Here is a 13,871-nt window from a genome sequence, read left to right as displayed (position 1 = left end):
GAGAGGGATTTAGGGTGAGGGCAATGTATTAAGCGACTGGTGAACAAGCTGTATAAACTATTGACCTACATTCAACATCAAAAAGTCATCATTCTTAAATATCAACTTATCCACAGACTTCCTCTACCACCAGGAATCTCACGAATCTTCATATCCGTCATCTCTAAATGTTTGTAGGACATCCACCCTATTTGTCCATTCAACCAATTTTGTTTATCTGCAGTACATAAAGCGCGACCACACCACCATATCCCTAGATTTTGATTAACATAAGTCCCATCAAATATCTCAACAAAGGCTCCTAATGGTAGCTTGTCGAGAATGTTGTTACTATCGTTAGGGTTAGGGGATCTTCTCAAATTTAACCCCTCAGTTTTCACCTTAGCAATAGATTCAAATATATCAGCATGAACCCTGGGAATATACCAGAAATCACGACGATTTTGTTCTCCTGAACCCAAATAGGAATATATAATCATCTCATAATGTCCGTCTTCCAAATAACGACTATTATTCCGAGCGATAAAACTAGCGCCCGCCGGAACTTCGATTTTTTCATGACTAGGTAATTGATTAGCCGGGAGAGGTTTCGCTTTAAAAATAGTGGGGGTATGCACAAAAACTTTCATGATTAGTTCCCTCAGTAATAGAGATAGTTGATTTGAGACATATTAGGCACTAAAATACTTAGCCGCCGGGTGGTAAGTGATAATCGCAGTAGTCAGAATTAGACATCAAAAAGTCATCATTCTTAACTATTAATAGATATCGTGAATCTTCAGATCCGTCATCTCTAAATGTTTGTAGGACATCCACCCTATTTGTGCATCATTAAACCAATTTTGTTTGTCTGCAGTACATAAAGCGCGACCACACCACCATATCCCTAGATTTTGATTAACATAAGTCCCATCAAATATCTCAACAAAGGCTCCTAATGGTAGCTTGTCGAGAATGTTGTTACTATCGTTAGGGTTAGGGGATCTTCTCAAATTTAACCCCTCAGTTTTCACCTTAGCAATACATTCAAATACATCAACATGAACCCTGGGAATATACCAGGAAGTAGAACGATTTTGTTCTCCTGAACCCAAATCGGAATCTATAATCATCTGATAATGTCCGTCTTCCAAATAACGACTATTATTCCAAGCGATAAAACTAGCACCCCCCGGAACTTCGATTTTTTTATGACTAGGTAATTGATTAGCCGGGAGAGGTTCGGCTTTAAAAATGGTGCGGGTATGCACAAAAACTTTCATGATTGATTGCCTCAATAATAGAGATAGTTGAGTAGAGAGATATTAGGCGCTAAAATACTTAGCCGCCGGGTGATAAGTGATAATCGCAGTAGTAGACTGTTCTGGGTAAAGCTGTTCACTTTCATCCATATATAAACCAATTACCTCTGCTTTCAACAGATCTAACTGTTTATATTGGTCTTGCATATTCGGACAAGCCGGATAGCCGAAACTGTAACGGGAACCTCGATAACGCTGCTTCAGGATATCGCGAATATTATCAGCATCCTCCCCACCAAAACCTAACTCGCGGCGAATGCGGGCGTGTAACCATTCTGCCATGGCTTCAGCCGTTTGTACTGCCATACCATGGAAATACAAGTAATTCGTATAATCATCAGCAGCAAATAGCTTCTGGGCGTAATCTGTCGCGATTTGTCCCACGGTGACGGCGTGCATCGGAAAAACGTCGATTTTACCGCTATCTTTAGGGGCGAAAAAGTCAGCAATACAGAGGCGACGACCAGACCGCTGGCGGGGAAATTCAAAACTGGTAATTGGTTCGGAAATTTCTCCGGCCTTAATTTTTTCGGGGTCATAAATTAACAGCGTGTTCCCTTCCGACTGACAGGGAAAATAGCCATAGACGGCGCGGGGTTGGAGTAAGTTTTCGGCAATAATTCGCTGTTTCCACTCTGCCAAAATTGGATAAACTTTAGCTTCTAAAAACTGGTTATATTCCTCCCTGGGTTGTCCTTGGGGTTTACGGAACTGCCATTGTCCGGCGGTTAAGGCTTGTAAATCTAAATACCAGAATAATTCATCAAAGGGCATATCCACAGGTTCGAGAACTTTCACCCCCCAGAATGGCGGCGTAGGACGTTCTATATCTACTGCTACGGCTTCGGAACGTCGGGTATCTACTACTTTTGGGGTGTCAGGTTCTGGCTGGTCTGTTTGGGGTGGTGACTGTTGACTCTGACCGTTAGTGGTGATGGTTTCATCTTGGACAAATTCATCTAAAAAGCCTTTGAAATCTTCCCATTTTCCGGCTTTCTTGGCGGGCATTAATTTATCCATAAAGGTGAGGTCGGAAAAGGCATCTTTCCCATAAATTACCCGACCTTTATAGGTGTTCTGACAGTCTTCATAGACAAACTTGGAGGTTAAAGCAGCACCCCCTAAAATGACGGGAACGGTAATTCCCTCTTGATTGAATACCTCTAAGTTATCTTTCATAAAGGCGGTGGATTTAACCAGTAAACCACTCATGGCGATACAGTCGGCGTTATGTTCTCGGTAGGCGGAAATAATATTATCAACGGGTTGTTTAATGCCTAAATTAACGACTTTATAACCGTTATTAGATAGGATGATATCAACTAGGTTTTTACCGATATCGTGAACATCTCCTTTGACTGTGGCAATTACAAAGGTTCCTTTGGCATTATTTCCCGATTCGGATTTTTCCATAAACGGCTCTAGGTAAGCAACCGCCGCCTTCATGGTTTGGGCGGACTGGAGAACAAAGGGTAGTTGCATTTGACCAGACCCAAATAGTTCGCCGACAACTTTCATCCCGTCTAATAGGAAAATGTTAATAATATCTAGGGGGGGATATTTTTTGATGGCTTCGGCGAGAGCATCTTCTAAGCCTATGCGTTCCCCATCAATGATATGCTGTTTGAGGCGTTCTTCAATTGGTAAATTAGCATCACCACTGCGATCGCGTTTAGTAGTTTTACCTTCAAATAGGGTAGTTAATTTAGTTAAGGGATCGTAGGTACAAACATCCCCATCAAACTGTCGTTGGTCATAAATCAAATGGTGGCAGACTTCTTGATGTTCGGGTTCAATTTTAGCCAGAGGTAGGATTTTATTAGCAGTCACAATAGCGGCATCCAAACCCACGGCCATGGTTTCGTGCAAAAACACTGAATTTAACACCTGTCGCGCCGCCGGGTTCAAACCAAAGGAAATATTAGATATCCCTAATAAAATATGGCATCCGGGGAGTTGTTGGCGCATTTGATGAATGGCTTCAATAGTGGCTTTCCCATTTTCGCGGTCTTCTTCAATTCCGGTAGAAATAGGTAAAGCTAGGGGGTCAAAAAATATTTCTGTGGCGGGGATACCAAAGGCGATCGCATCATTATAAGCCCTTTGAGCGATCGCAAACTTTTTGGCGGCTGTCCGCGCCATTCCCTCCTCGTCAATAGTTCCCACCACCACACCAGCGCCGTATTTTTTCGCCAATTCCAACACCTTATAAAACCGAGGTTCCCCGTCTTCATAGTTAGTAGAATTAAGTAAACATTTCCCCCCAGCGACCTTTAAGCCAGCCTCCATTTTTTCCCATTCCGTAGAATCCAACATCAAAGGAAGATTAACATTAGTCACCAGCCGAGATACCAACTCGTGCATATCTCGGACTCCGTTACGCCCCACATAATCAACGTTCACATCAAGAATTTGCGCCCCTTCTTTCACCTGTGTTTTAGCGAGGGCGACCAAACCATCCCAGTCTTCTGCATTGAGTAAATCCCGGCATTTTTTCGACCCGCTGGCGTTGAGTCTTTCACCCACAATTAAAAACGAGTTTTCCTGTTCATAACTGATGGTACTGTAGATAGAAGCCGCCGAGGGTGTAATCTGAGGATGGCGAGGTTTTGGGGTCAAGGTTTGGGCAATTTCCGCCAAGGCTTTAATATGGTCAGGACGGGTTCCACAACAGCCGCCAATCACCTGTACTCCCAAATCTTCTATAAAGTGCATTAAAGCCATTTTTAACTCTAGGGGGGTGAGTTTATAATGAGCTTGACCGCCGACATTTTCCGGTAAACCAGCGTTAGGAATACAGGAGACCACAAAGGGGGAATGTTCTGATAAATAGGCGATGTGTTCCTTCATTAAATCGGGACCCGTGGCGCAGTTAAGTCCCAAAATATCGATTTGATAGGGTTCGAGAATAGTTAGGGCGGCGTTAATTTCGGAACCGACTAACATAGTTCCAAAAGCCTCCATAGTTACGGATACCATAATTGGTCGCCGTTCCCCTTTCATTTTAAATACTTCTTCGATACCATTAAGGGCGGCTTTAATTTGCAGGACATCCTGACAGGTTTCGACAATAAACAGGTCTACCCCACCATCAAATAAGCCTTCTGCTTGTTGACAAAAAGCACGTTCTAGGGTATCAAAATCGATATGTCCGAGGGTGGGGAGTTTAGTTCCCGGTCCCATTGAACCTGCCACAAAGCGAGGTTTTTCGGGGGTAGAAAATTCAGCGGCGACGCTTTTGGCGAGTGTGGCGGCGGTTTGATTGAGTTGATAGGCTTGGTCGGCGAGGTCGTATTCTGCTAATACGATAGAAGTCCCCCCAAAGGTATCGGTTTCAATAACATCAGCGCCAGCTTGCAAAAATTGGCGGTGGACGGTGGCGACGGCTTCGGGTTTGGTATGGACGAGGTATTCGTTACAGCCTTCGTATTCTTTCCCCCCAAAGTCTTCGGCGGTGAGGTTTTGGACTTGTAGGTTAGTTCCCATTGCGCCATCAAAGATGATCACGGGGCGTTGGGGACTGTGAAGGCGTTGTAAAAATAGGCTTTCCATAGGGGATTTAAAGATAGATTTTTTTTTAGATCGATTGGATATTATGGTTAAGATGCGATCGCAGCTATCTACTATTTTTACACAATTTTCGCCCAGATTCACCCCCAATTATTTACCGAGTGATTTTGAGGGGGGTTGGCTAGGGTGTACACTTCGGTTTCAGATGCGATCGCATTTCGTAGGTAGGTAGGGTTCTGAAATAATCCTAACAGCGTTTTTCCGTCTAACATCCTTAACCCTCCCTTCGTCTGGGTAGCTAATAACTGATTAACTGATTCCGGGTCAGGTCGGGAGGAAATTGGTTGTTTAGATGCTAACACAAACCCCCAAGGTTCTCCAAAACTGGGAACATCACTGCTATAGCTTTGGATATGGGGAAATACTTGATTGATGGTATGGGCGACTTTCGTATGAAACCCCAATCCAGCTAAGGCGGTTGAGCCAGCTTGTACTACTAGGAAACCATCGGGTTTCAGGACTCGCGCCATTTTGCTAAAATATTCTTGGGTAAACAGTTGAAAAGATGGTCCTGACTCTACCGGGTCGGACAGGTCAGAGATAATCACATCCCACTTTTGAGATGTGCTATCTAGGAAGTTAATGGCATTGTCAATATTAACTGTGGTGCGGGGGTCATCAAAGGCGCGATCGCTCATTTCTGGCAAATATTTTTTAGAGGCTTCTACCACTTCTTGATCTAGGTCTACCATCACTACTTCTTCCACGGTATGCCAGCGCAAGACTTCCCGCACAGTCGCACCTTCTCCACCTCCTAATATCAGAACTTTTTGGGGGTTTCCATGATAAATTAAGGCGGGTTGCACTAAGGGTTCATGATATAAAAATTCATCAACTATAGATGATTGTAGTTTCCCGTCCAAAACCAAAACCCGACCATAAGATACTGTTTCTAAAATCTCCATTTTCTGATAGGCAGTCTGCTGAGAAAGTAGAACCCTGATCACACCATGAGCATAAATATCCCAAGATGTTATATAATCATTGAGCCACAAGTCGGCTGCTATCTGACTACCCACCATGAGTTATCCTCCTTGTTTATGGGTCAAATCCTACAGTAATTATAAATCATCTGGTTTCGGTCTTGTGGTTTAATGGTCCAATCATAGGGCTAGATCAGCCTGGGTATTTTCGGTTATGAATAGTGATTGATAGCATGGGGCTATCTATCCCACCAGTCCCTAGGTAACGGTGAACTTCAGGCGATATTATGACCATAGATATATGTCATCATCTCAGGTTTTATTGACACCTAAAAAACCCGGCTACAGAATGACTAAATTATCTCGATGTATGACAGTTTCCGCCCCCGCATAACCGAGAATTTCGGGTATTTGTTCAGAGTGACAACCTTTAATTCTCAGCATTTGGGAACTACTATAGTTAACTAAACCCCTGGCTATTTCTTGATGGTTATTATCACATAATTGCACAGAATCATGGGGGTTAAATTCTCCCTCAACCTTGATAACTCCTGCTGCTAGGAGAGACTTTCCCCCCTCTTTAATAGCTTTAATTGCGCCGGAGTCAAGGTAAAGTTTACCCATGGGAACTAAGACATTAGCGATCCAGTGGCGACGGGAATTTACGGGGCGAGATTGAGGTTCAAACTGAGTCCCGATCGCCTCTCCGGTGAGAATTTTTTGAAGATTAGCAGGATGTTTACCATCAGTAATGACAGTACGCACCCCGGAAGCGGTAGCGATACGCGCCGCCTCAATTTTAGTAATCATCCCCCCAGTCCCCCAACTGCTGCGGGAAGAACCCACGTCAACTTGAAATTCTTGTAACTGTTGAATATTAGTAACTAGATGAATAGGTTTAGCATGAGGATTACTGCGAGGGTCGGCGGAATAAAGGCTTTCGACATCAGTTAACATAAATAGCCAATCTGCCTCTACTAAACTAGCGACTAAAGCTGATAAAGTATCATTATCCCCAAACCGTAATTCATCGACAGCGACGGTATCATTTTCATTAACAATAGGAATGACACCCAATTTCAGCAGTTGTTGAAAGGTATTATAAGCGTTGACATAGCCGCTGCGTTGTACTAAATCTCCGCGAGTTAGCAGGACTTGGGCGATGGGTTGTTTGAGGGTAGTAAATAAATCATCATAAACCCTAATCAAGCGCCCCTGTCCGACGGCGGCGACGGCTTGTTTAAGGGCGATCGCCCTAGGTCTTTCGGTTAATCCCAGGCGATCGCGTCCTACACCCACCGCACCAGAGGACACTAAAACGACGCGATTTCCGTTCCTTCGTAGGTCGGTTAAAGTCTCTACCAGAGTCGCCAAGGTTGACAGCGCCAAGTGTCCAGTTTCCGACTGGGTTAAACTGGAGGTACCAATTTTCACAACAATAGTACAGGTCATAATTGGTATTGGGGGGGTCGGAAATGGGTTGTTAATTTTTCAAAACAGCGCCGAGGAGTTTAGATATCCAAACTTCGATAGATCGAGTTGAAAAAGATGTACCAGTTTGCATGGGGTCAACCATTGGTTCCACTAGAATTGTAAACATTCCCAAACGGTTTCCCGCCAGAACATCGGTAAATAGGCGATCGCCAACCATCGCAATTTGAGCGGTGGGGATATCCATAGCATCGACGGCTTGACGAAGTTTGCGGCGGGAGGGTTTAGCCGCCGCGTTAATGTATGGTAAACCCAGGGCGTTAGCAATACCACTAATGCGAGTCTGGCTGATATTGTTGCTAACTAACCAGAGGGAAAATAGGGGTCTAACATTTTCTACCCACTCTCGCAACTCATCAGAGACTTCCTGGGTGGTTATAGGGACTAAAGTTTCATCGACATCTAACACCAGTCCTTTGAGATCATACTGATGAAGGATATCAGGTATAAGCTGCATAATCGAGTCGCCCAGAACCAGATCTGGTTCTAAAAGTTTTCCCCAGGACATAGCTGATTGTAGAGTTTAACTCTACTATCCTACATGAAAACAGAGTAATTCATCACATTTTTATTGATTAGCCAGTTGTCGTTCGACTTCTGCGATCGCCGCCTGATGTTCTTCTCCGGTGCGGCTAAAGATATGAGTACCATCATACCGAGCCATAAAATAGAGGTAATCTGTTTCGGCTGGATTTAGGGTAGCCTTTAAACTAGCCACACCTGGGGAGGCGATCGCTGTTGGTGGGAGTCCCACATTCAGATAAGTATTGTAAGGTCCCGGAGTTTCCACCTGTCTAAAAGTGAGGGGTTGGTCAACAGTTTGGCGAATCCCCAAGCCATATTCTACGGTAGGATCTGCTGCTAATGGCATTCCCATTCTGAGGCGATTATGAAACACCCCAGAAATCAAATCCCGTTCATCAGCCACCACCGCCTCTTTTTCCACAATACTAGCCAGTGCTACCCATTCATTAAGATCAAGATTGTGTCTGTCTCGGCTTTGTTGATAAATTGGTAGCGCCACCCTTTCAAATTGAGTTAGCATCTGGTTAATCACGGTTTTGGGCGTAATCAAATCACTAGCCACCACATAGGTATCAGGATATAAATATCCTTCCAGTAGGGGTAATCCTTGCGGCAACCATGGATATTGATCATAGGGTATTTGTTGAGCTTGTGCGATAAACTCCTCGGCTGAAAAGAACCCTTGTGCTTGGAAATATTCGGCCATTTCCCGAATCGACCACCCCTCTGGAATGGTAAAGCTGGTTTGCATCACTTCCCCAGTCCAAATGCGATCGGCAATGTCACCGAGGGACTCCGTAGGGGATAACTGGTAATTTCCCGCTTTAAATTCTCCATCTGGGTCTCGGAAAACCAACCACCTAGACCATAACCGCCATGCTGTCGATGATCTAATCAAGCCAGCGCTTTCCAAATCGAGGCCAATTTGTTGGCTGGATGTTCCTGGGGGAATTGAAATCTGGATAGCAGTTTCTGCGGCCGCATTTTCCCCGATCGCATCTCCATCTATGTGAGGAGAACTAGCCCAACTCCACCAACTCCATCCTTGCCAACCACAAAATCCCCACACTAATGGTACTATGGCGAAATAAAAAATACCTTTAGAAATCCGTCCCATAACCTATTCTATCAATCACTAACAACTACTTCTGCTTAATTAGCAGTTCGGCTTTTAACTAAAATCTCCAAATAGTTTCTCCTCAATCATCGGTAGTAGTGGTTCAATTTTATCTAATTCTTCAGAAGACAGCAATTGTGGCTCACCTTTCGGATTCCTACGAGCCAAAATAAAAAATGGATCGAGGGGGGTATAAATGCCGTATTCTTGTTCTTCATGATAAAAAGTTGTGAGCATCAACAGTTCCTCATAATCTTCCTCGTCCCCCCCACCAGAACCATTACCGTCTACATCATTATCAAAAATGTCCTCTGGTAATTCCCCAGCGACAGTCAAGGTGACTGCTGTACGTTTCAGGGTGAGGTTCTGTTCTTCCAGAACTACTTTCGCGGTGGCGAAAATGCTATCGATGACGGCTTCTGACTCTACCGGAACCGCCACCTCTTCATCCTCATCATCAGACCAAGTGAGGATTTCCACGGGGGTATCGAGGGGAAGCAGCAAAATATATTCTTCCCCGTCTAGGCTAAAAGATGACTCAATGGTGCATTCAATGGATCGCCCTTGTTCATCAGTTAGGGTAGTGGCCTCTGGTTCGGGGATATTCTCGTCGGAAAATTGGGATGGCATGATTTTTGAAAGTAGTATGGTTGCTCAAAAAAATAAGGCAATCAGAATTATACCAATGGGTACAATTGATACAGATCCACTTGTACCAGAAAGAATAACATAACAGTGATCCCTTAACCCCTAGGATTTGTGGCGGCGTTGATCGAGCCACTGTTGCAGAATCAAGGCGGCCGCTTTGCGGTCAATCAGGGCTTTATTCTCAGACAGGGGGATTTTTTGGCCTTTTAACATTTCTTCGGCCTCAATGGATGTTAAGCGCTCATCAAAATATTCTACGGGTAGAGCGAGGGATTTTTGCAGTCGTCGGGTATATTTTTGGATCTGACGGGCTTGGGTTCCTAACTCTCCATTGCTCAAATAGGGTAAACCGACGACTAAAATTTGCACCTGGCGCTGTTGGATTATGGCCTGAAACTGGGCTAAGTCCGCCTCAAAGTGGGTGCGGACAATGGTAGTTAATCCGGTGGCGATTAAGCCGGTACCATCACAGCCAGCTACTCCAATGCGACGGCGACCAATATCTAAGCCTAGGGCTGATATATAGCCTTTGGGGGTGATATCATTCATTGCTCGCGCCTGGTTTAATTTGGGTCTGATGCACCACTCTCGGCGATGTTTTGGGGTTGCATTTTGGCGGAGGAATCAGCAGTGCTGGTCTGACCTGGATGGGTATGATGGCGATCCATTGGTCCTAGCCATGACATTCCCCCCGGAACTGGCTTTCTCGATGGTTGCAAACTTTGGAGAACTTCGGACCATTGGAGAGGTTCGGCGATCGTTTTTGACTCACGCAATTTGTGCCAAACCGATCGCGACATTAGCAGGGTGTGTTCCACGGGCTCGGCTCCGACTTTTTGTAAATAGGCTTCGCGTTCGGGTTGATAATCCACGGAAGCCAGTCGCAGGGACTGAGGCGGAAAATCTTGGACTAATTGAGCCATTTGACATAAAAGTTCGGGGTATAACCAAGTATAGGCGGGATGAACGGTTAACTCGGCTTGATGGGGTTGGCGACCATCTCGACACAGTTGGATTTGAAAATAACCGATCGCCGCCTTGCGTTGAGGTTCAAACACATAACCGCTGACCTGTTCGACTCCATCAAGCCATTGTCGCACTCCATCGGCGATCGCTCTGATCACATTAGTTTGAAAATCGAGAATATGGCGATCGAACACCTGTCGGACTTGAGGTGGCATAGAAACCGTATCTAATTGATACAACAATTGAGCATCAGCATTACTGACCGGAAGTAGATTAGGGACATCCGCCACAGATTGGGCTAAATCAGCCAGCAATTCAGGTTCTACGGACCAGTAAGTGATTTTAGCCAGGGGTTGGAAGCCATTTTGTCGATACAGCGCCAAATCATCTTTATCGTTAACATTGACCTCCAAAACCCAGGTTCTGGCTTCCCAAATAGTTTCAAAGCAGTATCGCAACAGTTGGGAACCAATACTACCGGAATTAGTGGCCGGGTCTACGGACACTCGCTGAACCCGCCAGGTGCTACGGGTACGGTTGAAGGGGGAAACTCTGATCACTCCTTGAACCTGTCCCCCCTGTTCGGCTACATAGGTATTAAATAGGTGCTGACAGGGGTTGGGAAACCAACTCAGAAATCGGAGTAAGCCATACCAGAGTCGAAGTTGTTTGATTTCCGGGTCGATGGCGGGGTCTTCGCGCCATGGCTCATCTACCGGGCGCGTGAGCTGAGACAAACGCTCAAAAGCCTCTAAATCGCGATATTGAAAGGGGCGAATTGTCGCCTGAGTTTGATTGGGAGAAGGAAATAAATTCATGTACCTCCTGGGGTTTGGGGGTGTTGGTAGATCATTATTCAAGGCTTTGATCAGATTCGGGACGGATCAGAACTAATGGGGTGCGCTCATCAGCATTTCCGGCGGGATTGCTTCTGAGCGATCGCTCCACTAAAGCCGTAGATAAACCAGAAGTCGCTGCCAATATTTTAACGGCTTTCAAGTCGTTAACGTCTACAATGGCTGCTTCTAGTCCCGTGGCTTGGCGAATACGGTTAACTACTCCTTCAGGGTCTTCTGGACCCAGGACAATAAATTGATCGTAAGGTGGTAGGGTTCCGGTAACATCATCAATAAGGCGTGCTTGTTCCCCGGCTAATTCGTAAAACCCGCCCCGATGACCTAATACTTTGCCAATCGCACCTCCGACAAAGGCTCCCAAAACCCGCACCGGACCGACTATATCCACTAGGGTTTGCAGTCCGCAGGCGGTGGCTAGGCTGGAGGTGGGCATAAAAAAGTAACAAACTCGGCGGGCTACCCATCCGGGTTTGACTTCGGTTGGGTGGCGGAACTTACCTTGAATTAAGGCTAGGGGAGTTTCTCCCATTGTAACAATATCTCCGGGTTTGGCGTGTGGCATCACATAACGCTGCACTACTTCGACGGGATCATCTAGTTGGGCCAGGAGATGGGTGCGGATCGGGAATACTTGACCGCCGCCTTCTACGGGGCGAGGAGTGGGGGGAATTTGCGGATCTGGGTATTGCATGGGAATCACCAAATGGCGGACTTTGGGTATTCTGCCTTGGGGTCCGTAGGTGACGTAGCGAATTTGTACCCAAGCTGACTGGAGTTCCTTGATGTTTGGGCTTTGAATGTCGATAATTGCTTGGAATCGGGTGATTTTACGCGCTTTGACGATATAGGCTAACCAGTAATCATCGGCTCTCGGTTTGGTGTCTTCATGGGCGGCAATGATGCGGGTGTTTACCCTGGTATGGGCTAAACTGCCATCGGATAGGAGTTTGACTTTGGCTGTGACCTCCGGCACCATTATTTCTAGGGTCTTGGTCCGGTTATATAGTTCAAATTCTCCTTTGAGCAAGAGTCTTTGGGGTTCTGTGAGTGTCTTTTCCCAATTGATGGCTCTTAGTTCTAAGTCATTACCCGGACGGTTACGATGCTGCCATTCTAAGGCAATTAAAATGATGGCGATCGCTACTACCATGGCGATCGCTAACGATAAAATCAGATTTACAATAATCACACCAGCCCCCCAATAAAGCTATCAAACATGAATGAACTAGGGGTCGAGAATAGAGTCGCCTCTATCCCCTCCCATTCAGAACCGGACATGAGACTTTCACCTCATCCGGCTCTAGTGGTGCTTCCACATCCCGATAATTGGCATAGACACGAAAAACTTCATGATGTGACGCACGCGCAGACTGTTCCATTGTTAAGGACACAGCGTTAGCCTCATCCAAGGCTGTCTTATCATCGTGACAATGGCGGTGTAGTAGTTGAAGGTTTTTGTACTCATCCTTTCCGCCTTGACTTCTGGGATGTATGTGGTCAACTTCAACTAAATCTGATGGGGTAAAGTATTGCCCGCACCAGTTACACTTACCTTTTTGCTTTTTGAGTAGTTTTGCTACCCTGTTTGGTGTTCCAATTGCCTGTTCTTTCCTGGTTGCCCAGTAAGTCCAGTTTCCGTCATAAAGAAGTGTTGCTTCCGGGCGGATTAGGGTGTGTCTGACAATCGAGGTGTAGCTATGTTTCCATAGCGTTTTCCCGTCCTTAGTCTGGAATAACCAGGTCTCATGTCTTTCTTTCCCATTACTGAGCGCTACCTTTCCAGGTCTGAAATAATTACTCAGTTTTTCATAACTTGCCTTTCCACATCTTGTAACTGTCCATGCCCTTAACATTTGCCAGATTACACAGTCTAGTTTGTTGAAGGTTTCTAATGAAACTACCCCTGAATAGTAATTATACCATCCTCGGATAATCGGGTTTAGTTTGCTAATCAGGGCTGATTGGGGTGCTGTTTTATGTTGTTTAATCACACCCTTAATCACTTCTGTATGGGCTTTAACTGCTTTCTTACTGGGTTTTATGTGGGTTTTGTATCCCAACACCTTTTTTTGTGCACTTTTCCCAGATTTATGTTTTCCCACAGGATACTGCCTGATGTTGAATCCTAAAAAGTTGAACCCTGGTTCTTCTGTTTTTCCGTCATATTCGTTATGGTCGAAAGGGAAGTCGCCTTCCCCAACTCCACTTCCAAACCGTACTTGAGACTTTCACCTCATACGGCTCCTGATGTGGATACCCCTTTGTCATTAGGAACAGGGTTACAACCCCCTGCTTTCGTACTTCAACTTTCAAAGCTATATGCCTGCGTTAGTCTTTAAACTCGCTGCCATTAAACTCCTACTTATCGCAGTATCTATATCCACACCGTGACTAGTGGGCATATCCTAACCATTACAGTTAGGCATTAGCTTTCAGTCACATCCTTTCCCCTTAAAGGCATACGCTTACACTT

Annotated in this window: 11 protein-coding genes and 1 pseudogene; all 12 read right to left on the bottom strand. The window is 45.3% G+C overall.

Annotated features, from left to right (window positions below):
- Positions 1 to 101: 101 nt before the first annotated feature.
- Positions 102 to 629, bottom strand: a complete 528-nt coding sequence (locus P5674_RS07905) for a hypothetical protein (RefSeq protein WP_315642764.1) — start codon at positions 627 to 629, stop codon at positions 102 to 104.
- 129 nt (positions 630 to 758) lie between these two features.
- Positions 759 to 1,262: a hypothetical protein gene (locus P5674_RS07900; RefSeq protein WP_014276409.1), complete on the bottom strand. Its 504-nt coding sequence runs from the start codon at positions 1,260 to 1,262 to the stop codon at positions 759 to 761.
- Between the two features lie 42 nt (positions 1,263 to 1,304).
- Positions 1,305 to 4,853, bottom strand: coding sequence for a methionine synthase (gene metH / locus P5674_RS07895; RefSeq protein ID WP_006617814.1), 3,549 nt, complete (start codon positions 4,851 to 4,853; stop codon positions 1,305 to 1,307).
- A gap of 98 nt (positions 4,854 to 4,951) precedes the next feature.
- The gene (locus tag P5674_RS07890) at positions 4,952 to 5,893 is read right to left on the bottom strand and encodes a spermidine synthase (protein ID WP_014276410.1); all 942 of its coding nucleotides are present in this window, start codon (positions 5,891 to 5,893) and stop codon (positions 4,952 to 4,954) included.
- A gap of 243 nt (positions 5,894 to 6,136) precedes the next feature.
- Entirely contained in the window at positions 6,137 to 7,246 is a 1,110-nt protein-coding gene (gene proB / locus P5674_RS07885) for a glutamate 5-kinase (RefSeq protein WP_006617816.1), read from the bottom strand.
- 31 nt (positions 7,247 to 7,277) lie between these two features.
- Positions 7,278 to 7,793 (bottom strand): YqeG family HAD IIIA-type phosphatase, encoded by a 516-nt coding sequence (locus P5674_RS07880; RefSeq protein ID WP_006617817.1) that lies wholly within the window; start codon positions 7,791 to 7,793, stop codon positions 7,278 to 7,280.
- 60 nt (positions 7,794 to 7,853) lie between these two features.
- Positions 7,854 to 8,927 (bottom strand): endolytic transglycosylase MltG, encoded by a 1,074-nt coding sequence (gene mltG, locus P5674_RS07875; protein ID WP_014276411.1) that lies wholly within the window; start codon positions 8,925 to 8,927, stop codon positions 7,854 to 7,856.
- A gap of 54 nt (positions 8,928 to 8,981) precedes the next feature.
- On the bottom strand, positions 8,982 to 9,557 hold the full coding sequence (locus tag P5674_RS07870; protein WP_006617819.1) for a DUF3727 domain-containing protein: 576 nt from the start codon (positions 9,555 to 9,557) through the stop codon (positions 8,982 to 8,984).
- A 120-nt stretch (positions 9,558 to 9,677) separates the two neighbouring features.
- The gene (gene ruvX, locus P5674_RS07865; protein ID WP_006617820.1) at positions 9,678 to 10,124 is read right to left on the bottom strand and encodes a Holliday junction resolvase RuvX; all 447 of its coding nucleotides are present in this window, start codon (positions 10,122 to 10,124) and stop codon (positions 9,678 to 9,680) included.
- A gap of 14 nt (positions 10,125 to 10,138) precedes the next feature.
- A complete protein-coding gene (locus P5674_RS07860; protein WP_006617821.1) occupies positions 10,139 to 11,359 on the bottom strand; it encodes a GNAT family N-acetyltransferase in 1,221 nt (406 codons plus the stop codon).
- A gap of 34 nt (positions 11,360 to 11,393) precedes the next feature.
- Positions 11,394 to 12,587 carry a hypothetical protein gene (locus tag P5674_RS07855; RefSeq protein ID WP_006617822.1) on the bottom strand — a complete coding sequence of 398 codons (1,194 nt, stop codon included), beginning with the start codon at positions 12,585 to 12,587 and terminating at the stop codon, positions 11,394 to 11,396.
- A gap of 61 nt (positions 12,588 to 12,648) precedes the next feature.
- A pseudogene (locus P5674_RS07850) lies at positions 12,649 to 13,566 on the bottom strand (group II intron reverse transcriptase); the annotation flags it as partial.
- Positions 13,567 to 13,871: the final 305 nt, after the last annotated feature.

It is taken from the genome of Limnospira sp. PMC 289.06, assembly GCF_032350395.1.
In the GTDB taxonomy this organism is placed as follows: Bacteria; Cyanobacteriota; Cyanobacteriia; order Cyanobacteriales; family Microcoleaceae; genus Limnospira; species Limnospira platensis.
The sequence above is the reverse complement of the archived record's forward strand: the minus strand, read 5'-3'. Positions and strand labels throughout refer to the sequence as shown.